18 protein-coding genes are annotated in these 22,472 nt (G+C 71.9%); 12 read left to right on the top strand and 6 right to left on the bottom strand.

The annotated features are described in order from the left end of the window. Position 1: 1 nt before the first annotated feature. The gene (locus tag ACZ6BB_RS03915; RefSeq protein ID WP_471613722.1) at positions 2–685 is read right to left on the bottom strand and encodes an MmyB family transcriptional regulator; all 684 of its coding nucleotides are present in this window, start codon (positions 683–685) and stop codon (positions 2–4) included. Positions 686–960: 275 nt separating this feature from the next. Here ACZ6BB_RS03915 and ACZ6BB_RS03910 point away from each other — a divergent pair, with 275 nt between their 5' ends. The 5 genes from ACZ6BB_RS03910 to ACZ6BB_RS03890 all read left to right on the top strand — a co-directional run bounded on the left by ACZ6BB_RS03910 (position 961) and on the right by ACZ6BB_RS03890 (position 5,393). Then, complete coding sequence (locus ACZ6BB_RS03910) at positions 961–1,617, top strand: helix-turn-helix domain-containing protein (RefSeq protein WP_471613721.1); 657 nt, start codon at positions 961–963, stop codon at positions 1,615–1,617. 31 nt (positions 1,618–1,648) lie between these two features. Beyond that, positions 1,649–2,179 (top strand): toxin-antitoxin system, toxin component, encoded by a 531-nt coding sequence (locus ACZ6BB_RS03905; RefSeq protein WP_471613720.1) that lies wholly within the window; start codon positions 1,649–1,651, stop codon positions 2,177–2,179. A 29-nt stretch (positions 2,180–2,208) separates the two neighbouring features. Next, positions 2,209–3,417 (top strand): MAB_1171c family putative transporter, encoded by a 1,209-nt coding sequence (locus tag ACZ6BB_RS03900; protein WP_471613719.1) that lies wholly within the window; start codon positions 2,209–2,211, stop codon positions 3,415–3,417. Continuing rightward, positions 3,401–4,828: an FAD-dependent monooxygenase gene (locus ACZ6BB_RS03895; protein WP_471613718.1), complete on the top strand. Its 1,428-nt coding sequence runs from the start codon at positions 3,401–3,403 to the stop codon at positions 4,826–4,828. Before ACZ6BB_RS03900 ends, ACZ6BB_RS03895 begins: the two co-directional genes overlap by 17 nt. A gap of 337 nt (positions 4,829–5,165) precedes the next feature. Next, complete coding sequence (locus ACZ6BB_RS03890) at positions 5,166–5,393, top strand: hypothetical protein (protein ID WP_319362948.1); 228 nt, start codon at positions 5,166–5,168, stop codon at positions 5,391–5,393. Between the two features lie 95 nt (positions 5,394–5,488). On the opposite strand, the gene ACZ6BB_RS03885 is transcribed toward ACZ6BB_RS03890, so the two are convergent. Continuing rightward, positions 5,489–6,217, bottom strand: a complete 729-nt coding sequence (locus ACZ6BB_RS03885) for a 4'-phosphopantetheinyl transferase family protein (protein ID WP_471613717.1) — start codon at positions 6,215–6,217, stop codon at positions 5,489–5,491. Next, entirely contained in the window at positions 6,162–7,100 is a 939-nt protein-coding gene (locus tag ACZ6BB_RS03880) for a metallophosphoesterase family protein (RefSeq protein WP_471613716.1), read from the bottom strand. Before ACZ6BB_RS03880 ends, ACZ6BB_RS03885 begins: the two co-directional genes overlap by 56 nt. A 263-nt stretch (positions 7,101–7,363) precedes the next feature. Here ACZ6BB_RS03880 and ACZ6BB_RS03875 point away from each other — a divergent pair, with 263 nt between their 5' ends. Then, positions 7,364–8,521: an ATP-grasp domain-containing protein gene (locus tag ACZ6BB_RS03875; RefSeq protein ID WP_471613715.1), complete on the top strand. Its 1,158-nt coding sequence runs from the start codon at positions 7,364–7,366 to the stop codon at positions 8,519–8,521. A gap of 204 nt (positions 8,522–8,725) precedes the next feature. Here the strand turns inward: ACZ6BB_RS03875 and ACZ6BB_RS03870 are convergent, their stop codons facing one another. From ACZ6BB_RS03870 to ACZ6BB_RS03860, 3 genes are all read right to left on the bottom strand, one after another. Then, positions 8,726–11,773, bottom strand: a complete 3,048-nt coding sequence (locus ACZ6BB_RS03870) for an alpha-mannosidase (RefSeq protein WP_471613714.1) — start codon at positions 11,771–11,773, stop codon at positions 8,726–8,728. An 88-nt stretch (positions 11,774–11,861) separates the two neighbouring features. Beyond that, a complete protein-coding gene (locus tag ACZ6BB_RS03865; RefSeq protein WP_471613713.1) occupies positions 11,862–13,202 on the bottom strand; it encodes a 6-phospho-beta-glucosidase in 1,341 nt (446 codons plus the stop codon). A 121-nt stretch (positions 13,203–13,323) separates the two neighbouring features. Beyond that, positions 13,324–14,073, bottom strand: a complete 750-nt coding sequence (locus ACZ6BB_RS03860; protein ID WP_471613712.1) for a DeoR/GlpR family DNA-binding transcription regulator — start codon at positions 14,071–14,073, stop codon at positions 13,324–13,326. Positions 14,074–14,223: 150 nt separating this feature from the next. On the opposite strand from ACZ6BB_RS03860, the gene ACZ6BB_RS03855 reads away from it, so the two are divergent. The 6 genes from ACZ6BB_RS03855 to ACZ6BB_RS03830 all read left to right on the top strand — a co-directional run bounded on the left by ACZ6BB_RS03855 (position 14,224) and on the right by ACZ6BB_RS03830 (position 22,456). After that, a complete protein-coding gene (locus tag ACZ6BB_RS03855; RefSeq protein ID WP_471613711.1) occupies positions 14,224–15,234 on the top strand; it encodes a carbohydrate kinase family protein in 1,011 nt (336 codons plus the stop codon). A gap of 62 nt (positions 15,235–15,296) precedes the next feature. After that, complete coding sequence (locus ACZ6BB_RS03850) at positions 15,297–16,577, top strand: ABC transporter substrate-binding protein (RefSeq protein ID WP_471613710.1); 1,281 nt, start codon at positions 15,297–15,299, stop codon at positions 16,575–16,577. 124 nt (positions 16,578–16,701) lie between these two features. Next, complete coding sequence (locus tag ACZ6BB_RS03845; protein WP_471614116.1) at positions 16,702–17,586, top strand: carbohydrate ABC transporter permease; 885 nt, start codon at positions 16,702–16,704, stop codon at positions 17,584–17,586. Continuing rightward, complete coding sequence (locus tag ACZ6BB_RS03840; RefSeq protein WP_471613709.1) at positions 17,583–18,452, top strand: carbohydrate ABC transporter permease; 870 nt, start codon at positions 17,583–17,585, stop codon at positions 18,450–18,452. Before ACZ6BB_RS03845 ends, ACZ6BB_RS03840 begins: the two co-directional genes overlap by 4 nt. Before the next feature lie 24 nt (positions 18,453–18,476). After that, the gene (locus tag ACZ6BB_RS03835) at positions 18,477–19,502 is read left to right on the top strand and encodes an alkaline phosphatase family protein (protein ID WP_471613708.1); all 1,026 of its coding nucleotides are present in this window, start codon (positions 18,477–18,479) and stop codon (positions 19,500–19,502) included. After that, a complete protein-coding gene (locus ACZ6BB_RS03830) occupies positions 19,499–22,456 on the top strand; it encodes a glycoside hydrolase family 2 TIM barrel-domain containing protein (RefSeq protein ID WP_471613707.1) in 2,958 nt (985 codons plus the stop codon). Before ACZ6BB_RS03835 ends, ACZ6BB_RS03830 begins: the two co-directional genes overlap by 4 nt. The last annotated feature ends 16 nt before the right edge of the window (positions 22,457–22,472 follow it).

Genomic DNA, 22,472 nt, shown 5'->3' with positions numbered 1-22,472 from the left:
CTCACCGTTCGGGAGAGGGCACCACGCTCAGATGGCCCGTGGCGGCGGGCCGGGGACGGCGCGTCCGGCGCAGCGGGTCGGCCGGGCGGCCCACCTCGCGCAGGACGAGGGTCATACGGTGGTAGCCCATGTCGCGCAGGGTGTCGGGGCTCTCGCCGACGACCCTGCAGTGGGTGGCGCCCCAGCGCGGGTCCGGGTGGATCACCCGGCGTACGGCGCCGTCGTTCCGGACGGCCGCGGGGCCCACCGTACGGAGCCAGTGCGGGAGGCCGTGGCGGTAGGCGGCGTCCATGATCGGGTCCTGGGCGATCTCCCGGCGGACGGCCTGCAGGCCCCGGTCCTGGGGGTGCTGCTCCACCGCGGCGGCGAAGTGGGCGAGCATCGGCAGGCACCAGCCGGCCTCGTGGTCGCCGAGGACCGTGGCGGCGTCGGGGTGGAAGAGCACGAAGCGGAGGAAGTTGTCGTCCGGCATGGCCGTCGGGTGCGGCCCCACACCGTTGAACAGGGCCCGGAACGCGGCGTTGGCCAGAACGACGCCCCAGCGGTGGTCGAGGACCACGGACGGGAACAGGACGGAATCCAGCAACACGGCGTAGTCCTGGAGGTACGCCTGTGCTTCCTGGGCTTCGAGAGTGTCGGGGACGGACCGCGGTACCCACCGCTGCCCTCCTGCCTGAAACGCCATCGGGAGGTCACCCCTCTTGCCTATGCGGCCTTCACGCGGCGCCTTGATCCTGGTGCCCCGGTCGGATCGGTGTCAACTATCGTGGCATTCGGCGTCGGTTGACGGCTGAATCCCGCCACAGTTGTGGCGAGACCTGGATGTGAGTTCGACACAACCGCTAGTCTCCCCGCAGTTCACGGGTGTACTTGCCGGGACCAGGGTCTCGCGCCAGGCTTGGATCCACGGATTCCGCAGTACCGCGAAATTGGCCTGAGAGAGACGTAGGAGACCTGTCGGTGACGGATGGCTTCGAGGTTCCGGACGCCGCGGCGACGGTTCTGCTGCCGGCCGTCGTGGCCCGTGTCACCGCGCTGGCGGACAAGCTGCGCGTACGGCACACGGAGGTGTTCGACACCCGACGGCTCTCGGTCGCCTCGGGCGTGCCGGAGGCGGTGGTGAAGGCCCTGCTGAGCGGACAGCGCGCCGGTGAGCCGGACGTCCAGGCCCGCTTTCTGCAACGCCTCGACCTGCTGCGGCGCACCCGCCTCAAGCCGGGTGGCCGCAAGTACACCCAGCAGGAGATCGCCGACGGCGCCGGGATGTCGCGCCAGCAGGCGGGTGCCCTGATCAACGGGGACCGGCGGCCCACGATGGAGCACTGCGACGCCATCCAGCGCTTCTTCCGGGTGCACGCAGGCTTCCTCACCGCCGAGGACCCCGAGGCGCTGGCGAGCGCCCTGATACGGACCGAGCAGGAGCTTCTCCAGCAGCTGGCCGACCGCGAACGCGCGGCGGCCGAGGCCGCGGACGACCCGCTGCAGCGGCTGCTGCAGAACCACGGTGTGCGCTCCATCGCCTGGCGGGCGGCCCAGCTGCCCACCGACCAGCACCGCGACAAGGTGGCGGAGTGGCTGGACATGCTGCTGGAGAGCGTCAAGCGGCCCGAGTCCTGACCGGGGGAGAACTGTGGGCATCGGAAAGGAAATGCGCCGTCTGTGCGGCGAGTTGGTCGGCGAACTCACGCTGCCGGCGCCGGCGGACCCCGCCGATCTCTACGGCGCCCTGTGCGACGCCATGAGCCGGCGCCGCGGCCGTCCCGTCCGCTATCGCACGGCCGTCTTCCCGCCGGGCACGGCCAGCGGGCTGTGGCTGGACATGGCCGAGCAGGATCTGGTCGTCATCGAGGAACGCACCGCGCCCGACCACCAGTTGGTGATCCTCGGCCATGAGCTGTGGCACATGCACGCCGGTCACTGCGGACGGCACGTGGAGGGCACCGCGGTCGCCGCGCGCTTACTGAGCCAGGACGCCGATCTGCGGGCGACCGTGCCGAGGGTCGCAGCCCGTACCCGTTTCGACCTGACGGACGAGCAGGACGCCGAGAGCTTCGGACTGCTGCTGGCGAGCAAGTGCCGTGCCTGGCTGGCCGGTTCGGCGCTGCGTCGGCCCGTGCGCCGCGATCACCTGGCCGGCCGCATCGGGGCCTCGCTGGGCTGCCGCGGACCGCAGGGCTGAGCGGCCGGGAACGCAGAGACGCCGAGAGCATGGACGGGTCCAGCTACTACCTTCCGGCCGCCGCGATGGCGATCGCCCTGGCCTCGAAGACGCCCGCGCTGCTGCGGAACTGGGGCGACCCCCTGATCAGGTCCGTGTGCGCGCTGATGACGCTGGCCGCCCTGGTCTTCTGCTTCGCCGCGCCGCCGACGATCAGCGAGCTCAACCACGTCACGGGCGTCACCAACATCTCGGCGCCCGTCGTCTACTTCCTGCTGAGCGCGTTCAGCGGCTCCTGTCTGGTGCTGATCATCAACTGGCGTGGCGGCCCGCCCGAGACGACCCGCCGGCTCTCGCACCGCTGGATCGCCGGCTACGGCGCGGTGTGCGCGGCGATCGTGCTGCTGTTCCTGCTCGGCGAGGCACCCGTGGAGCGGGTGCGGGACTTCGACACGTACTACGCCACCACGCCGTTCCTGCGCGAGATGATCGTGCTGTATCTGGCCGGGTTCAGCGTCGCGGGTGTCGCGATGAACGTCATGTGCTGGCGCTGGGCGCTGCAGGTGCGGGGCTGGCTGCGCGCCGGACTGCTGATCATCGCGTTCGGCTTCCTGCTCAACGTCCCGTTCGCGGCGGTCAAGCTGGTCGCCGTGGTGGCCCGCTGGCAGGGCGGCGACCTGGACTATCTGAGCACGTACGTCGCCCCCGTGCTGTCGTCCGTCGGCGCGCAGGTCTGCGCGGTCGGTTTCTGTCTGCCGCTGGCCGGAGAACGGCTGGGCGACTCCTGGACGATCTGGTCGATGTACCGTCGGCTCGGCCCGCTGTGGCGGGAGCTTCGCCCGGTCTGGGCCCAGGCGAGCCACGAGGTGCGGATCTCCTGGTGGGCGCCCGCCCGGCTCCAGATGACCCAGCGGGAGTCCGACATCCACGACGGCATGCTCAGCCTGTACCCGTACTTCGACGCCCAGGTCCGGGCCAAGGCCTACGACGCCGCCGTCGCGGCCGGTTCCGAGCCCGCCCAGGCGCGGGCCGAGGCCGACGCGGCGATGGTGACGGCGGCGGTGCGGGCCAGGGAGCACGATCCGGAGGGGCGGGTCATCAGCTCCGCCGCCTCCGAAGCCCCCACCCCGCCCACCGAGAACCCCCGTGACCTCGTGCGGATGTCCATCGCCCTGCGTCAGTCACCCGTCGTAGCGGCCGCCCGTGAATGGGCCGCCGCGACCAGGTCAGAGAGCGACTTCCATGAGCGAACCCGTTAGCGGCCCGCGTGACACCGCGGTCACGACCTCCCGGAGCGCCGTCGTCGTCGGCGCGGGCCTGGCCGGCCTGCTGGCCGCCGCCGCGCTGCGCGACCACGCCGACGTCACCGTGATCGAACGTGACGTGCTGCCCGAGGAGCCCGGGCCCCGCCGGGGTGTGCCCCAGGCCCGGCACGCCCATCTGCTGTGGTCCGGCGGGGCCCGCGCCATGGAGGAGCTGCTGCCGGGGGTCACGGACGCCTGGCTCGCGGCCGGCGCCCGGCGCATCCCGCTGCCGACCGGCCTGGTCTGCCTGTCGCCCCAGGGCTGGGTGCGCCGCTGGCCCGAGATGGAGTTCATGATCGCGTGCAGCCGGGATCTGCTGGAGTCGGTCGTCCGCGCCCGCCTTCTCGCCGGGCCCCGGGTCACCGTGCTCGACCGCACCGAGATCCTGGGCCTGGAGGGCGACGCCTCCCGGGTGACGGGGCTGCGGGTCCGTTCCGCCGACGGTGAGGCGCGGGTCCTCGCCGCCGATCTGGTGGTGGACGCCGCCGGACGCGGTTCACGGGGTTCCGCCTGGCTCGACACCCTCGGGGTCGCGCCGGCGCCGATGGACGAGGTCGACTCCGGACTCGTGTACGCCAGCCGGGTCTTCCGGGCACCGGCGGGCACCGAGGAGTACCCGGTCGTCAACGTGCAGCCGGACGGGTCGCAGCCGGTGCCGGGACGCAGCGCGACCCTCGTGCCCATCGAGGACGGGCGCTGGCTGGTGACGCTGTCGGGCACCCGGGGCGGTCAACCGAGCGCGGTCACCGAGGAGTTCGAGGCGTTCGCGCGGGACGTCAGGGACCCGGTCGTCGGCGAGCTGATCGCCCGCGCCGAGCCGCTGACGGACGTCGTGGTCACCCGCAGCACGATCAACCGGCGGCGCTTCTTCGAGAAGGTGTCCGACTGGCCCGACGGGTTCGTGGCGATCGGCGACTCTGTCGCCACGTACAACCCGATATACGGCCACGGCATGTCCGTCGCCGCCCAGAGCGCCCTGGCGCTGCGCGAGCGGGTCGCCGCGCAGGGTCTGACGGCGCCGGGGCTCGCGCGCCGGGTGCAGAAGGCGGTGGCGGTGCCGGTCTCCCTGGCCTGGAACCTGGCCACCGGCGCGGACATCCGCTATCCGGAGGCCATCGGCAAGCGGCCGAACGCCGTGCAGAGACTCTTCGGCCGCTATGTGGAGCGGCTGATGCGGACCGCGCTCGGCCGGCCCCTGGTCTTCAAGGCCTACCTCGGTGTGGTCACCCTCAGCGCACCGATCGGCGCCCTCGTCAGGCCCGAGATCGTCCTGGCGGTGCTGCGGGGCCCGGTCAGATCCCCGCTGACGGAACCGCCGCTGACGGGGCATGAGCGGGAGACGGTGCTGGGGGCGGCACGGCGTTAGGGCCCTTCTGAGGGATCTCCGCGGGAGAAGGAGCGGCGTGCGGTGCGTGCTCCCGGTGTGCCGGGCGGAAGTCCTCCTGGCGGAGCCGCTTGGGCTCTCGTCCGGCGCGGCGAGAGGGCGTGCACGGCGTCGCGAGAGGGCGTGCACGGCGTCGCGAGAGGGCGTGCAGGGCGTCGCGAGGCAGACGGGAACGGTCGGACAGGCCCTGGCTCGCCGGGCGACATCAGCGCGCGGGAGAACGGGATTGTCAGTGGTGGACGGCAAGCTGGGAGTGTGCCACCCGTACGCCGGGGCGGGCACGGAGTTTTCGCCGATCCGACCAGGGGAGAGCCGTTCGATGCAGACCGCCGTACTGACCGACCGCGAGCGGGCCGCCGTACAGGCCTATCTGCGGCTGCTGGGGACCGTACGAGCAGCGTTCGACGGGTCCGGCGAGTCACGCCGACCACCCGTGGTGCCGCCCGCCGTGCTCGCCGAGGCGGAGCAGGCGCTGTCGGCGGCGGGGCTCTCGGGCAACGAGGAGGAGTTCTTCAGGCTGTTGCGGAGCTGGTGCCCGGAGATCTGAGCGCGGGCGGCGACGGTCCGCCGGGGGGTGCGGTGGAGGGTCACCGCCTCCCGGAGCCCCGGGGTCCCTTCCGGTGCCCCGGCGGTGATGATCCGTCAGACGGAGTCCGGCGGCTCGGCCTCGCCGGGGAAGGCCGCCGGGGCGCGGGGGACCGACACCGCCGTCGCCACCAGCCCCCGGCGGACCGTCCAGCGTCCGGCGAAGGCGTCGACAGGCCGGCCGTCCACCACCGGTCCGGGCACGAGGAGTTGGGCGCGCAGTGTGCCGGAACGGCCGCCGGGTTCGACGCAGACCTCGATGTCGGCCTCCGAGAAGTCCAGCCACCGCCCGGTGAGCGGGAACCACGCCTTGTAGACGGACTCCTTGGCACTGAAGAGGAGCCGGTCCCAGTGGACCGCGGGGTCGTCGGCGCTCAGCCGGTCCAGCCGGGCCTCCTCGGCGGGAAGCGCGATCGCCGCCAGGACGCCCTCGGGCAGAGGGCCGTGGGGTTCGGCGTCGATACCGAGGGAGGCGAGGTCGCCGAGGCGGACCAGGGCGGCGGCCGCGTACCCCTCGCAGTGGGTCATGCTGCCGGTCAGTCCCTCCGGCCAGACGGGGGCGCCCCGTTCGCCGGGGACGAGGGCCCGCGGTGGCACGCCCAGCTTCTCCATGGCCCGCCGGGCGCAGGCGCGGACGACGGTGAACTCGCGGCGCCGCTTCGCCACCGCCCGCGCCACGACCGCCTCCTCCTCGGGGTACAGCTCGATCGCCTCGACGGCCGCGTCCTCGTCAGGGGCGTACGCCTCCACGGCCACGACCGCTCCCGGGAGCAGTTCCTCGATCACCGGCTTCGACCTCCATCGGCAGAATGCGGCGCAGCCTGCCCGGCGGTCCCGGACGCGGCCGCCACTCGCGGGGGTAACCCACGGACACCTCTTCGAAGCGGACCCCGTCCAGCCAGGTGGTCCGCGGGATGTGCAGATGGCCGTAGACCATGACCTCGACGCGGAAGCGGCGGTGCCAGTCGGCGGTCAGTCCGGTGCCGCACCACATGGCGAACTCCGGGTGGTGCAGGACGTCCATGGGGTGCCGGTCCAGCGGGTAGTGGTTGACCATCACCGTCGGCAGGCCGGGCGGCAGTTCGGCGAGCCTGCGTTCGGTCTCGGCGACCCGGGCGCGGCACCACGCCTCGCGACTCGGGTACGGGTCGGGGTGCAGCACGTGCTCGTCGGTGCAGACGATGCCGGTGCCGTGCGCGTACGCCAGGCCCTCCTCCTTCGTCGCGCAGCCCTTGGGCAGGAACGAGTAGTCGTACAGAAGGAACAGCGGGGCGATCATCACCGGACCGCCGGGGCCCTCCCAGCGGGGGTAGGGGTCCTCCGGGGTGAGGACACCCAGTTCCCGGCAGAGGGCGACGAGGTGCTCGTACCGCTCGACGCCCCGGTAGGGGACGGTCTCGGCGGGGTGGGTCCACAGTTCGTGGTTGCCCGGCGCCCAGACGACCTTCGCGAAGCGGCCGGCGAGGGTCTCCAGGGCCCAGCGGATGTCGGCGACGCTCTCGGAGACGTCACCGGCCACCAGGAGCCAGTCGTCGTCGGTCTCGGGGCGCATCCGCTCGACCAGGGCGCGATTCTCGGGATAGCCGATGTGCAGATCGCTGATGGCCAGCAGATTCCCGTGACGGCCGACCTTCGAGTCCACCCGTGCTCCCTTCCGAACACCGCACATCGACACGAGATCACATGGGCGCACCGGTCGACAAGACCGGCCTGCCGCACCGCCCGGCCCGCGCCCCGCCGGGGCCCCGTCCGCCCCGCCGCGCCAGGATTAACACGCGCGTGACAGAAACCTGGGCCCCGGTGGCCGTATGATCCCTCCTACACCACCGCCACGCCCTCTCTTTCGCGTACGGCGGTTCGGCGTACCTCCATCCCCCCTGGCCGGGCACGGCCTGCTCCGCTGTGCCCGCGAACCCTGGAAAGGCGGCCTGCATGGTCTCTCGCGTACGCGTCTGGCTCAACCGCACGTACGCGGAGAACGTCTTCTTCATGGATCAGCTGCGGCATAATCCGCACGCTCGTCCGGTGGACATCCATGCCACGCACGGTGACGCCGACTCCCCGGTGCTGGCCGCCGCGGACACCGCCGACCTGGAGCCCGAGGGCCTCTCCCCCGCCGCGTACGTCGAGTACGCGCTCGACCAGTGCGCCAAGCGCGGCATCGACGTGTTCGTGCCCCGGCTGCACCAGGCGGCCCTGGCCGCCCACCGTGAGGAGTTCGCGGCCGTCGGTACGGCCCTGCTGGCGCCGACGGCCGAGGCCATCGAGCTCTTCGAGGACAAGGTGACCGCGTACGAGGCGGTCCAGGCGCACGGGATTCCGGTGCCGCCGTGGTTCCGGGTGACGAACGCCGACGAACTCGTCGCCGCCGTCGACGAGTTGGAGGAGGCCGGTCACCGGGCCTGCTTCAAGCCGGCGGCCGGCGCCGGCGGGGTCGGCTTCCGCGTCGTCTCACGTGCCCCCTTCTCGCTCTCCCACCTCAGCGGGTTCCCGAGCCCGCACGTCCAGCTCGACCTGGTCGTGGAGGCGCTGCGGGCGGCCGGGGAGCCCGTGGACTGGCTGGTGATGCCGCGTCTGGAGCAGCCGGAGGTGTCCGTGGACTGCCTCACCGGTCCCGACGGGCGGGTCCGGATGGCCGTGGGCCGCACGAAGAACGGGCGGCGGCGCGGCTTCAGCCAGAACCCCGCGTGGATCGAGCCGGCACGGCGGATCGCGGAGGGGTTCGGGCTGCACCACCTCACGAACATCCAGTTCCGGATGTACGGCGACGAGCCGGTGCTGATGGACGTCAACACGCGCCCGGCGGGCGGGCTGCACCAGCTCGCGCTGTGCGGGATCAACGCGCCGTGGGCCGCTGTTCGGTTGGCGCTCGGCGAGGAGCCGGGTGACGTGGTGCCGACGCGGTTGGGTCAGGACTACACGGTGGTGTCGGGGACCCGGCCGGTACGGGCGGTCACGTTGCCGCAGCAGGTGTCCGAGGTACCGGTCGCCATGGTGGTGCCTGAGCCGGAGTCCGTGGAGGCGCGGGCGCTCACGGTGGGAACACCGGTCGCCTGCAAGCCGTCCGCGGACCGGCCGCTGGCCGTCTGAGGGCCGGGGGTCCCGCCCCCGCGGCCCCGGTGAGGGCTGGGCTTTTCAGGCGCGCAGGGCCTGGGCTTGCACGGGCGCGGGGAACCGCGCGACCGGCCCCCGCCGGACCCGCACCCGTCCACCTGGCCGCGACGGGCGACGTGCCCGCCGCGGCCTTTCTCTCTGCCGGCCGGAGCCTTTCTCACTGCCGGCCGGGGAGAACGGTCAGCGCTCCCCCACCACCAGCCGCAGGGTCTGCACCTCGAACGGCCGCAGGGTCACCGGGACGCCGTCGCCCTCCGTGGCGGCCTCGGACAGGGGGCGCTCCAGCAGGTCGGTGATCTGGGCCCCGGCGAGCGGGAAGCCGGTGCGCAGGACGCCCCGGGCCCGGCCGCCGCCCGACTCGTAGATCCGGACCACGACGTCGCCGGAGGCGTCGTCGGCGAGCTTGACCGCCTCGACGGTCACCCCGTCGCCGTCGACGGAGACCACCGGCTCGGGGGCGCCCGCCGCGTCGGCGACACGCAGCGGCAGGTTGAGGGCGTAGCCCTCGGCGACCGCGTCCTCGATGCTCGCGCCGGGGAGCAGGGAGTACGTGAGCCGGTGCTTGCCCTGGTCGGCCTCGGGGTCCGGGATGCGCGGGGCGCGCACCAGGCTGAGGCGGACCGTGGTGGTGGTACCACCGTCCTCGCGGACCGTGCGGGTGACGTCGTGGCCGTAGGTGGAGTCGTTGATCACCGCCACGCCGTAGCCGGGCTCGCCGACGTGCACCCAGCGGTGACCGGGGACCTCGAAGCGGGCGGCCTCCCAGGTGGTGTTGGTGTGGGTGGGGCGCTGGATGTGGCCGAACTGGATCTCGGCGGAGGAGTGGGCCGCGCGGACGTCGATCGGGAAGCCGGCCTTGAGGAACTTCTCGGCCTCGTGCCAGTCGATGTCCGTCTCGAAGTCGATCCGGCGGCTGCCCGCACGCAGCGTGATGGTCTGACCGATGCGGGAGCCCTTGCCGAACGAGCGCTCCACGCGGATCGCGCCGAGCAGCGGGTCCTCCTCGACCACGGTGATCGACTCGGCGTCCAGCAGGTCGGTGTAGCGGTTGCGGTAGTGCTTGTCGACGTCCCAGGCGTCCCAGTAGTTCGGGAGGTCGGTGTGCAGACGGAGCAGGTTGCCCTTGTCTCCCAGCACCTCGCGGTCGGCGACCAGGTCGCGGACCGAGGCGAGGGTGCCGTCCTCGGCGATCTCGACCCGGACCAGGCCGTTGTCGAGCACCCGGCCGGAGACGGTGACGGGGTGCGGGGGTTCGGCGGCGGCCAGGGGCGCGCTGCCGCTCGCGGGGACCGTCACGTACACCGGCGCGCCCGCGGGCGTGCGGACCACCTCGGCGCGGTCGCGGGGGCTGGTGTTGAAGACGCGGGTGTCTCCCGCGCCGAGCGCCGCGACGGCCTCGGCCGTCAGCACCTCCAGCTCCTTCGCCACCCTCGCGTACTCGGCCTCCGCCTCGCGGTGGACCCAGGCGATCGAGGAGCCCGGCAGGATGTCGTGGAACTGGTGGAGCAGGACCGTCTTCCAGAGGCGGTCGAGCTTCTCGTACGGGTAGGCGTAGCCGGGCGCGTTGAGCGCGGCCGTCGTCGCCCACAGCTCCGCCTCGCGCAGCTTGTGCTCGCTGCGGCGGTTGCCCTGCTTGGTGCGGGCCTGGGAGGTGTAGGTGGCGCGGTGGAGTTCGAGGTACAGCTCGCCGTTCCAGACGGGGGCGTCCTCGTACTCGGCGCGGGCCTTGGCGAAGAACTCGTCGGGGTGTTCGACGACGACCTTCGGTGAGCCCTCCAGGTCCGCGAGGCGGCGCGCGCGTTCCATGATCTCGCGGGTGGGGCCGCCGCCGCCGTCGCCCCAGCCGAAGGGGGCCAGCGAGCGTGTACCGGCGCCCTTCTCGGCGTAGTTGCGGACCGCGCGGTCCATCTCCTCACCGCTGAAGCGGGCGTTGTAGGTGTCGACCGGCGGGAAGTGGGTGAAGATGCGGGTGCCGTCGATGCCCTCCCACCAGAAGGTGTGGTGGGGGAAGCGGTTGGTCTGGTTCCAGGAGATCTTCTGGGTGAGGAACCAGTCGTTGCCGGCGAGCTTGGCGAGCTGCGGGTAGGAGGCGTTGTAGCCGAAGGAGTCCGGCAGCCAGACGCCCTTGGTCTCGATGCCGAAGTGCTCGATGAAGAACCGCTTGCCGTGGACGAGCTGGCGGGCGATGGCCTCGCCGCCGGGCAGGTTGCCGTCGGACTCGACCCACATGCCGCCGACCGGCACCCACTGGCCCTTGTCGACGGCCTTCTTGATCCGCTCCCACACCTGCGGGTAGTTGTCGCGCACCCACTCGTACTGGACGGCCTGGGAGCAGGCGAAGATGAAGTCCTCGTACTCGTCGGCCAGCGCGGTGACGTTGGAGAAGGTGCGGGACGTCTTGCGCTTGGTCTCGCGGATGGGCCACAGCCAGGCGGAGTCGATGTGGGCGTGGCCGACGCCGGAGATGGTGTGGGCGCTGGCGTGGGCGGGCTTGGCGAGGGCCGGGGCGAGGATCTCGCGGACGGCGGTCGCGCTGCCGGCGACGTCGTCGAGGTCGACGGCGTCCATGGCCCGGTCCAGGGTGTGCAGGATCTCGTGGCGGCGGGGCTCGTGCTCGCCGAGGTGGACCATCAGCTCGCGCAGCACCTGGAGGTCCAGGTCGAGGTGGAAGACCTCCTCGTCGAGGACGGCGATGTCGGCGCGCCGGAAGGTGTAGAGCGGCTTGTCGCCGGCGGTGAGGATGTCGCCGAGCGGCGTGGGCCTCGAGAAGTTGTCGGCGAGGATGTCGGGGTTGGAAGCGGCCTCGACCAGGTAGTCGATCGTCTCGCCGCCGCGTGCGGGGTTGCCGATCGGTACGTACTGGTTGAGCGGGTTGACCGCCTTCAGCGGGGTGCCGTCGGCGAGGTGGACCAGGGCCTCGGCCTGGTTGCCGGGCCAGTCGCCGACGAAGCCGAGGTCGACGACCGCCTCGACGCGGCGGCCCGCCCACTCGGCGGGGACCTGTCCGCGCATCCGGAACCAGGTCGTGCCCCACGGCGGGCCCCAGGGGGTGTCCATGGCGAACGGGGCGTAGGAGGCGGCCGCGGCCTCCTCGAAGGGGACGGGCTCGCCCGGGGCCTGCCATGCCTCGACCTGGAAGGGCACGGAGGCCGCGTAGATCGCGGGCTTGATGCGCTGGGTGTGGACGCGCTCGACGCGTTCCTCGATCCGGTTGCGTTCGTCATGCATGTGAGGTCTCCAGGCAGCGGGCGGAGCGGTGAGCAGGGGGAGCGGAGGAAGACGGGTCGGGCGCGGTAAGCGCTTTCTGGGCGGGAGCCTACTGCAGGTAGTCCAAGCCAGGGTGCACCGCCGTGTAGCCCTCGACCAGGCGGCGTGCGACGTTCACCGAGTCGACGAGCGGGTGCAGGGCGAACGCCTTCACCGCCGTCGTGCGGGAACCCGACTCGGCGGCGGCCAGTACCTCGCGTTCGACGGCCTTGACCGCGCAGACCAGGCCGGTGGCGTGGCCGGGCAGGGGGGACACCGCGACCGGGTGCGCGCCGTTGGCGTCGACCAGGCAGGGCACCTCGATGACGGCCTCGGTGTCGAGCGCCGTCAGCGTGCCCTTGTTGCGGACGTTGAGGATGAGGGTGGTGCGCTCGTCGCGGGCGATGGCCCGCATCAGGGCGAGGGCGACCTTCTCGTACCCGCCGGAGAGGTCGTCGGCGTCGCGTTCGCCGGCGCCGGCCGTCTCCCGGTTCTCCGACATGTAGGTGGCCTCCCGCTCGGCGCGGGTCCGGTCCCATGCCTTGAGCGCGTGCGCGTCGGGGCGGCGCATCTCCTCGTAGAAGTGGGCCTGCTGGTCCTTGAGGAAGGCGCCGCGGGTCTTCTCGACCGCCTGGTAGGCGCGGACCGCCTCGCGGTTGAAGTAGTAGTAGTGCAGGTACTCGTTGGGGATGGCGCCGAGGGACTGGAGCCAGTCGACGCCGAAGAGCTTGCCCTCCTCGAAGGAGCCGAGGAGGTCGCGGTCGGCGAGCAGGCGCGGGAGTTCGTCGCGGCCGGCGATGTGCAGGCCGCGGACCCAGCCGAGGTGGTTGAGGCCGACATAGTCGATCCACGCCTCGGCCGGGTTCGCCGCCCCGAGGACGCGGGCGATGCGGCGGCCGAGGCCCACGGGCGAGTCGCAGATACCGATCACGCGGTCGCCGAGGTGGCGGGACATCGCCTCGGTGACCAGGCCCGCCGGGTTGGTGAAGTTGATGACCCAGGCGTCGGGGGCGAGCCGGGCCACCCGCCGGGCGATGTCCACTGCGACCGGGACGGTGCGCAGGCCGTAGGCGATGCCGCCGGCACCCACGGTCTCCTGGCCGAGGACGCCCTCGGCGAGGGCCACCGCCTCGTCGTGCGCGCGGCCCTCCAGACCGCCGACGCGGATCGCGGAGAACACGAAGTCGGCGCCGCGCAGGGCCTCGTCGAGGTCGGTGGTGGCACTCACCTCGGGGGCGTCGGGGACATCCGCGGCCTGCTCGGCGAGGACGCGGGTGACGGCGGAGAGCCGCTCGGCGTCCAGGTCGTGCAGGACGACACGGGTGACCCGGCCCTCGGCGCGGTCCCCGAGGAGCGCCCCGTACACGAGGGGCACCCGGAATCCTCCGCCGCCCAGAATCGTCAGCTTCACGCAACTACCACCTTTGCCGATCGTGCTTGTGAGCGGGCCGTCCCGCCACCCTGCGCGCGGTCCGTGCGCCCGGTGCGTCCGACACGTGTCAGCCGTCGCCGCCCGGGGGCCGCTCCGACGGTCATACGGTGACCACCTCGACCCCCGCGTCCTCGAACGACGACCGTGTGCCCGGGTCGACCGACCCGTTGGTCACGAGCACGTCGAGTTCCCCCGGGCCGCAGACCCGCGCCATCCCCGTGCCGGGGAACTTCGCGGAGTCGGCGAGCAGGACCACCTTGTCGCCGGCCCTGATCATCGCGCGTTTCACCGGGACCTCGACGACGGTCGTGTCCATCACCTGACCGCCGGGACGCACTCCGCTCGTGCCGAGGAACAGCCAGTCGGCGTGCAGCTGCCGGAGGTTGTCCTCGGTGAGGAAGCCGACGAGGGAACGGTACTCGCGGCGGACCATGCCGCCGAGCAGGACCAGTTCGATGCCCTCGTCGTCGGCCAGCTCCTCGTAGACCACCAGGTTGCTGGTGATGACGGTGAGGCGGCGGCCGTGCAGCTGCCGGGCCAGGCGGTAGGCGGTGGTCCCGATGTCGAGGAGCACGGACTGACCGTCGCGGACCATCGAGGCGGCCTTCGCCGCTATCGCGTCCTTCTCGGCCACCCGTACCTCGGCGACCTCGGCGAAGGGCTGGTCGCCCTCGTCCACGACCGCGCCGCCGTGCACACGGGTGAGCAGCCCCTCCTCCTCCAGCCTGACGAGGTCACGCCGGATGGTGGCGGGGCTCACACCGAGCTGTTCGGACAAGTCGGTGACGGCCGCCGGGCCCCCTGATCGCAGGGCCCGCAGGATGAGTTGGTGTCTACGCTCTGCCAGCACGCGCTGAACAGTACTCGTCATTCCCAATCATTTCCATGCTCACTTCTGCTTGACTCTTGCCAAACCTCTCGGAGGCGCGCACGATCTGTGCACCGAAATTGAAGACTTTTGAAGAGTGATCTTCGAACGTCTCGACGAGAGGGTGCACGCGTGGACGACGACCGGCCCGATGTGCTGCTGACCGGGCTGCTCTTCTACGACCTCGTGCTCACGGGGCTGGGAAAACCGCCCACCCCCGGCGAGGAGATCTGGACCGACGGCATGGGCTGCGGTCCGGGCGGCATCGCCAACCTGGCGGTGGCCGCGGCCCGTTTCGGCCTGCGGACCTCCCTGGCCACGGTCTTCGGCGACGACTACTACGGCGCGTACTGCCGTGACGTCCTCGCCGGACAGGAGAGAGTCGACCTCTCCCTCTCGCGCACCGCCGACGGCTGGCACACCCCCGTCACCGTCTCCCTGGCGCACGGTCACGACCGGGCCCTGGTCACCCACGGCCAGGAACCTCCGTACTCGCAGGACGTGCTGATGGGCGACCCGCCCGAGTCGCGCACGGCGCTGGTGCACATCGAGGCCGAGCCGCGCGAGTGGCTCGCCAAGGCCGCCGCGAACGGCACGCACATCTACGCGGACGTCGGCTGGGACCCCACCCAGCGGTGGTCGCGTGGCCTGCTCGACCAACTCGCCCTCTGCCACGCCTTCCTCCCCAACGAGACCGAGGCGATGGCGTACACCCGCACCGACAGCGCGGCCGCCGCGCTCGGCACGCTGAGCGAGCTGGTGCCGGTGGCCGTGGTCACCCGCGGCGGCGAGGGCGCGATCGCGGTGGACCAGACGACCGGGGAGTACGCGGAGGTCCCGGCCCTGGACGTCGACGTGCTCGACGCGACGGGCGCCGGCGACGTGTTCGGCGCGAGCTTCGTCGCCGCCTCCCTGGGCGGCTGGCCGCTGGCGGAGCGACTGAGGTTCGCCGTGCTGTCCGCGGGTCTGTCCGTGGGCCGGCACGGCGGAGGTCTGGCGGCGCCCGGCTGGTACGGCGTCGACCACTGGTGGCGCTCGCTGACCGACCCCGGCCTGAAGAAGGCCTACGGCTTCCTCGCGGACCGCATCCCCGCCGACGTCGGCGCACCCGTGCACCACGCCCCGGTCACCCCGCCCGCGTGACCCCACCCACCCCCGCACCACAGCCCCGCAGTACCACGAACAGGAACAAACAGGAGTGACCCGTGGACCTTTCCCGTAGAGGCTTCCTCCAGGCTGCCGTGTTCACCGCGGCGGCCTCCGGCCTGACCGTCGCCTGTGGCGGCGGCCCGGAATCCGGCGGCACCAAGAACGGCAAGAGCCTCACCCTGTGGTACTGGGGCGGAGCCCTCAGCGACAAGGTGGTCGCCGAGGCCAGGACGCACTTCAAGAGCCGGATCAAGCTGACCAGTTCCTCCATCGGCGGCGACTTCAAGCAGAAGCTCACCACCACCCTCGCGGCCGGCGGCTCCTCCGTGCCGGACATCACCGGCATCAAGGGCGAGGACATCGCCTCCTTCCTGCCCAACGCCGACCGCTTCCTCGACCTGAACGACCTGGGCTTCAAGAAGATCTCGTCCCAGTACCTGGAGTGGAAGACCAAGCTCGCCCAGACCGAGGACGGCAAGCAGATAGGGTTCCCGATCGACATCGGCCCCACCGCGCTCTTCTACCGCGCCGACCAGTTCGAGAAGGCGGGGCTGCCCAGCGACCCCGCCAAGGTCGCGGCCGAGGCGAAGACCTGGGACGACTACTTCGCGCTCGGCACCGAGCTGAAGAAGGCGCTGCCCGGCACCTTCCTGGTCAACAACATGGGCTCGGTGTTCAACATCGCGGTCGGCCAGGGCACCAAGCGGTTCGTCGACCAGGACAACCACTTCATCGGCGACCAGGACCACATCCGCGCCGCCTGGGACACCGCGGTCCGCGCCTACACCCTCGGCCTCGATGCCAAGATCAACGACCAGAGCTGGAACGCCGCCGTCGGCAAGAGCCTGAACACCGAACTCGGCGCCGCCTGGCACGCGCTGGACATCGAGTCGGCGGCCCCGGGCACCAAGGGCAAGTGGCGTGTCTGCGCGACCCCGGGCGGACCGGCCAACCAGGGCGGCTCCTATCTGACCCTGCCCAAGCAGTGCCGCAACCCCGAAGAGGCGTTCAAGATCATCAGCTGGATCCTCAGCCCGGACAACAACGCCAAGAGCTTCACCGACGCCGCCATCTTCCCCGCCTCCCCCGCCACCTACGCGATGCCGGCCATGACGGGCCCCGACGCCTTCTTCGGCGGACAGAAGATCATCGAGGTCTTCGGCCCGGCCGCCGAGGCCATCCCCGTGAGCTACGAGGCACCCGCCGACTCGGCGGTCATGGCTCCCTTCATGGCCGAGCTGACCGGCATCGAGGCCAAGGGCAAGAAGCCCGACGACGCCTGGAAGGACGCGGTCTCCCAGGCCAAGCAGATCGCCAGGCGGCAGGGGGTGAACTGAGGTGACGTCACCTCCGGTCACCGGCCCCGCCACGGTGCCGAAACACCGTGGCGGGCCGGGCCCGGCCCGCTTCCGCCCGCGGCGCACCCCGCCCGCGGGCGTGGCGCGGCCCACCCGCCGCGGGGTGCTGTCGTACTGGCGGCAGTACCTGGCGATCTCGCCCTTCTATCTGATCTTCCTCGCCTTCTCCTTCGTCCCCGTCTTCTACTCCCTGTATCTGGCCTTCCAGCGCTACGACGGCCTCGGCACCAAGCAGTTCGTGGGCCTGCAGCAGTTCGAGTTCCTCTGGAGCGACCCGGTCTTCTGGCTGTCGATCCGCAACACGCTGGCGATCTGGGTGCTCTCCACCGTGCCCACCCTCTTCGGCGCCCTGGTGCTGGCGACGCTGCTGCACTCGGTGCGCCGCTTCAAGGGCTTCTACCGCATCGCCCTGTACGTGCCGAACGTGACGTCGATCGTCGCCGTGGCGATCTTCTTCGGCGCGGTCTTCAGCAACGACTTCGGTCTGGTCAACGCGATCCTGGGCACGGTCGGCATCTCCCCCGTGCCGTGGCTGAGCGATCCGTGGCTGATCAAGGTGGTCATCGCGCTGCTGATGACCTGGATGTGGACCGGCTACAACATGATCATCTATCTGGCCGGCCTCCAGGCCATCCCGCAGTCCGTCTACGAGGCCGCCAGGATGGACGGCGCCGGGCCGATCCGCACGTTCTTCCAGATCACCATCCCGATCCTGCGGCCGATCATCCTGTTCACCGTCGTCATCTCGACCATCAACGGCCTGCAGAGCTTCAGCGAACCCCAGGTCCTCTTCGCCAGCAACGCCGCCAACCAGAACCTCGGCGGACCGGGCCAGGCGGGCCTGACCACGCTGCTGTACTTCTACCAGTCGGCCTTCCTGGACAACGACTACGGCTACGGCGCGGCCATCGTGTGGGCCTTCTTCGTACTGATCATCGTGCTCGTCGTCGTCAACTGGCGGATCGTGCAGCGAGGAAGGAAGTCATGACCACAGCCGTTACGCCACGGCCGGTCCCGGCCGCGAAACGGTCCCGCCGCCCCAGGGGCCTGTCCGCGCACCTCTTCCTCGTCGTCGCCGTGCTGGTCTCGGTCTTCCCGTTCGTGTGGACGATCGTGATGGCGACCAACACCACCAAGGACATCTACAAGAGCCCGCCGAAGCTGACCTTCGGCTCGCATCTGCTGGAGAACGTCCGGGGTGTGCTCGACACGGTCGACTTCTTCGGGTCGATGCTCAACACGGTCCTCGTCGCGACCGTCACCACGGTCCTGGTGCTGTTCGTCGACTCCCTGGCGGCCTTCGCCTTCGCCAAGTTCGAGTTCCCCGGGCGCAGGATGCTCTTCGGCCTGCTGCTGGTGTTCATGATGCTGCCGCTGCAACTGGCCGTCCTGCCGCAGTTCATCCTGATGTCCGAGATCGGCTGGGTCGGCATGCTCAAGGCGCTGGTCTGGCCCGCCCTCTCCAACGCCTTCGGCATCTTCTGGCTGCGCCAGTACATCGAGACCGGGGTGCCCGACGAACTGCTGGACGCGGCACGCATCGACGGCGCCGGCTTCTTCCGGCAGTACTGGAACGTCGCGCTGCCGATGATCAGGCCCGCGATGTCCTTCCTCGCCATCTACGCCTTCGTCGGCGCCTGGAACGACTACGTCTGGCCCCTGATCGTGCTCACCGACCCCCAGCACGTCACGCTGCAGGTGGAGCTGGCTCAGCTCAACGTAGGCCACAACACCGACTACAGCATGGTCATGGCCGGTGTCCTGATGGCCTCCCTCCCGCTGGTCGCCGTCTTCGCGATCTTCGCGCGCGGGTTCATCGCGGGCGCCACCGAGGGCGCCGTCCAGGGCAGCTGAACCGCTCTTCGAGAAAGGGACGAGATGGCGGACGCCGACGGCTCCGGGCGGCCGGGGCGCGGCAAGGTGCTCGTGGTGGGGATGGACGGCCTGCGCCTCGACCGTCTGCCCCTCCCCCGGCCCGGGGCCGACGGGCCCCCTGCCCCGTACCGCCCGCCGGCCACGGCCCCGGTGCTGCACGCCCTCATGGCCGCGGGCGCCCACGGCAGCAGCCTGCTGCCCTACGGCGAGGCGGACGGACAGGCCGAGGGCGGGCCGTCCACCAGCATGGCCTACACCGACTCCGGTCCCGGCTGGTCGAGCGTGCTGACCGGAGTGTGGCCCGACCGCCACGGGGTGACGGGCAACGACTTCACCGGCGCCGACTACGACCGCCACCCCGACTTCCTCAGCCGTGCCGCCGCCGCGCGGCCCGGACTGCGTACGGCGGCCGTGGTGTCCTGGCCGGAACTGGTGCACCGCGGCACCCTGGGCCCCGCCGTCGGCCGGCGTGTGGCGTACGACGGCGAGCGCGACGGTTACGCGGACGCGGACCGCCTCGTCGCCGGTACCGCCGTGCGCTGGCTCACCGAGGACGATCCGGACGCGCTGTTCGTGTACTTCGGCGCCACCGACGAGGCCGGTCATGCCGCGGGCCCGCTCGGCCCCGCCTACGACCGGGCCCTGCTCGCCCAGGACTCCCATCTCGGGCGGCTGCTGGACGCCCTGGCCGCCCGGCGCGCGGATCCCGGACGCGCGGACGAGCGCTGGACGGTCCTGATCACCACCGACCACGGTCACCTCGACTCCGGCGGCCACGGCGGCGACACCCGCGCCGAGCGGGAGGTCTTCGTCGTCCTCGCCGAGCGCGGCGCACCCGGCGGCACCCGCCTGGACTCGCCACGCCTGATCGACATCGCCCCCACCGTCCTGGACCGGCTCGGCATCCCCGTCGACCCCGCCTGGGGCCTGCGGGGCCGTGTCCTGCCCCGGCCGCCGGCCACCGCCGCCCCTTCCTCCTCTCCTTCGTCCTCCTCCCCCTCGTCCTCCTCTCCTTCGGAACGGTCATGACCGACGCACTCTTCGCCCTGCGCCCCTGGGAAGCACCCGAGGTGACCTCCTGGGGGAGGCTGCCCATGAACGCCGTCGACCGGCGCGAGCGGGCGCTGTCGCTCGACGGCCGGTGGCGGTTCCAGCTGCTGTCCTCACCCGACCGGGAGCCCGGCCCCGGCTGGTCCTGGGCCGAACTCCCCGGTTCCTGGGCGCTCCAGGCAGCGCAGGACCCGCCGCAGTACACCAACGTCCGGATGCCGTGGCCCGAGTTCCCGCCGGGCTCGCCGCCCGAGAACCCGACCGGGGTGTACGAGCGGGAGGTCGGCATCCCCGCCGACTGGGCCGGACGCCGGATCGTCCTGCATGTCGGCGCGGCCGAGAGCGTGCTGCTCGTCCATGTCGACGGGCGGCCCGCCGGACTGTCCAAGGACTCCCGTCTGGCCGCCGAGTTCGACCTGTCCGCGCTGGTCCGGGCCGGGGAGCGGGCCACCGTGCGGCTCACGGTGGTGAAGTGGTCCGACGCCTCGCACATCGAGGACCAGGACCAGTGGTGGCTCGGCGGGATCACCCGCCCGGTGCTGCTGTACGCCACCGATCCGCTGTACCTCGCGGACGTGGGCGTGCGGGCCGACGCCGGCGGGGAGCTGCGGGTGGACTGCCGGGTGCGCTCGGCGGCGGGGACCGGGACGGGCGCGCTGCCCGCCGGGTGGTACGTCAGCGGGGATCTGGACGGCGTCGAGCTGACCCAGGACCGCGAGTTCGACCGGCTCAACGCCGAGGACGAGCGGGTCTCCGACTTCCTCGGCGAGGCACGTATGGGCACGGTGGTCCCCGACGTGCGGACCTGGACCGCCGAGACTCCCGAGCTGTACGGCCTCACCGTCCGGCTGCACCGCCCGGACGGCACGGTCGCCGACACCTCCCGCCACCGGATCGGCTTCCGCGACGTCGAGATCAGCGGCCGGGACCTGCTGGTCAACGGGGAGCGCGTCTACGTCCGGGGCGTGAACCGGCACGACTTCCACCCGCTGACGGGGCGGACGGTGTCGTACGAGGACATGCGCGCGGACCTGGTGACGCTGAAGCGGTTCGGCTTCAACGCGATCCGCACCTCCCACTCCCCGGGCGACCCGGCCCTGTACGACCTCACGGACGAACTCGGCTTCTACGTGGTGGACGAGGCGGACATCGAGTCCCACGACCACGCCCACGAGATCGCCGACGACCCGCGCTATCTGCACGCCTTCACGGACCGTGTCTCGCGCATGGTCCTGCGGGACAAGAACCACCCCTCGGTGATCATCTGGTCGCTGGGCAACGAGTCCGACTACGGCGCCAACCACGACGCGGCGGCGGGCTGGGTGCGCCGGCACGACCCGACGCGGCCGGTGCAGTACGAGGGGGCGGCCAAGCTGGACTGGGCGGCCACGGACGACGCCTCCGACATCGCCTGCCCGATGTACGCGCCCATCGAGGACTGTGTGGCGCACGCGCTGTCGGGCGAGCAGACCAGGCCGCTGATCCAGTGCGAGTACTCGCACGCCATGGGCAACAGCAACGGCACGCTGGCCGACACATGGGCGGCCATCGAGGCCACACCGGGTCTTCAGGGCGGGTTCATCTGGGAGTTCTGGGACCACGGCATCCTCCAGCGTGTGAACGACGGACGACCGGCCGGGCGTGGGGGCGCCGGGCTGTACGAGAACGGGGTCGCAGGACCCGGTCTGCGCTGGGCCTACGGCGGCGATTTCGGCGAGAGGATCCACGACGGCGCCTTCATCGCCGACGGGGTGGTCTTCCCCGACCGCACGCCCAAGCCGGTGATGTTCGAGCACCGGGAGATCGCCGCCCCGGTGCGGCTGTCCGTGGAGGGCGAGGGCACCTGGCGGGTGCTGCGGGTGCACAACCGGCAGCACTTCCGCGACCTGTCGTGGCTGGCCGCCGAGTGGGAGTTCGCGGCGGCCGACGGCGGCACCTGGACACTGCCCGCCCGGCTGCCCGACGTACCGCCCGGTGGCTCGGCCGTGATCGACCGGCCCGAGCCGGCGGGCGGGGCCGGCGAGATCTGGCTGACCCTGCGGGTGACGACGGCCGCCGACGAGCCCTGGGCGGCGCGCGGCACCGAGGTGTGCTGCCCGCAGGTCCGCTGGTATCCGGCGGAGGAGGGCGAGCCGGTGGTGGGCGTTGAGGAGGACCCCGGGCACGTCCCGCCTCCGGAGACGGACGAGGCCGGGCTGCTGCTGCACCCGCTGCTCGCCTCCCCGCCGGTCCTGAGCCTGTGGCGGGCTCCGACCGACAACGACGTCCTCGGCGGCATGGCGGAGCGCTGGCGCGCACTGGGGCTGGACCGCGCCGAGCGCGAACTGGTCGGAGTGGAGCGCGAGGGCTCGACCGTGCGGGTGAGGTCCCGGTGGGCGACGGGCGCCGGGGTCGTCGAGCACGAGCAGGCGTGCACGGCGCTGGTGGACGGCCGGGTCCTCGTCGAGGAGACGGCGGTGCTGCCCGCGGAGCTGACGGACGTGGCCCGCGTCGGCACGGTGTTCGAGACCGTGGACGGCTTCGACCAGCTCGCCTGGTACGGGCAGGGCCCCTGGGAGAGCTACCCGGACCGGGCGGCCGGGGCGCCCGTCGGCCACCACTCGGCCCCCGTGGACGCGCTGTTCACCCCCTATCTGCGGCCGCAGGAGAGCGGGGGCCGGCACGGCGTACGGCACTTCACGCTCTCCGGCGGCGGCCACGCCCTGACGGTACGGCTGGACGGCCCCCGGCAGGTCTCGGTCACCCGCCATCGCGCACAGGACCTCACGGCCGCCGCGCACCACGACGAACTGACACCCCGGCCGGGCTGCGTCGTCCACATCGACGCGGCGCACCGGGGCCTCGGCACCGCATCCTGCGGGCCCGACACCTCGCCCGCGTACCTCGTCCCCCCGGGCATCCACCGCTGGTCGTGGACGCTGCGGGCGCTCTGACCCACGAACCCTTTCT

The organism is Streptomyces sp. NPDC041108 (assembly GCF_055592645.1).
Note: the sequence above shows the minus strand (reverse complement) of the source record. Positions and strands in the feature narration are given on the sequence as shown.

Coding starts and splice junctions, on each gene's coding strand:
- ACZ6BB_RS03870 (WP_471613714.1), bottom strand. CDS start 11,773: ATGCATGACGAACGCAACCGGATCGAGGAACGCGTCGAGCGCGTCCAC.
- ACZ6BB_RS03890 (WP_319362948.1), top strand. CDS start 5,166: ATGCAGACCGCCGTACTGACCGACCGCGAGCGGGCCGCCGTACAGGCC.
- ACZ6BB_RS03840 (WP_471613709.1), top strand. CDS start 17,583: ATGACCACAGCCGTTACGCCACGGCCGGTCCCGGCCGCGAAACGGTCC.
- ACZ6BB_RS03875 (WP_471613715.1), top strand. CDS start 7,364: ATGGTCTCTCGCGTACGCGTCTGGCTCAACCGCACGTACGCGGAGAAC.
- ACZ6BB_RS03915 (WP_471613722.1), bottom strand. CDS start 685: ATGGCGTTTCAGGCAGGAGGGCAGCGGTGGGTACCGCGGTCCGTCCCC.
- ACZ6BB_RS03905 (WP_471613720.1), top strand. CDS start 1,649: ATGCGCCGTCTGTGCGGCGAGTTGGTCGGCGAACTCACGCTGCCGGCG.
- ACZ6BB_RS03830 (WP_471613707.1), top strand. CDS start 19,499: ATGACCGACGCACTCTTCGCCCTGCGCCCCTGGGAAGCACCCGAGGTG.
- ACZ6BB_RS03835 (WP_471613708.1), top strand. CDS start 18,477: ATGGCGGACGCCGACGGCTCCGGGCGGCCGGGGCGCGGCAAGGTGCTC.
- ACZ6BB_RS03895 (WP_471613718.1), top strand. CDS start 3,401: ATGAGCGAACCCGTTAGCGGCCCGCGTGACACCGCGGTCACGACCTCC.
- ACZ6BB_RS03880 (WP_471613716.1), bottom strand. CDS start 7,100: ATGTGCGGTGTTCGGAAGGGAGCACGGGTGGACTCGAAGGTCGGCCGT.
- ACZ6BB_RS03900 (WP_471613719.1), top strand. CDS start 2,209: ATGGACGGGTCCAGCTACTACCTTCCGGCCGCCGCGATGGCGATCGCC.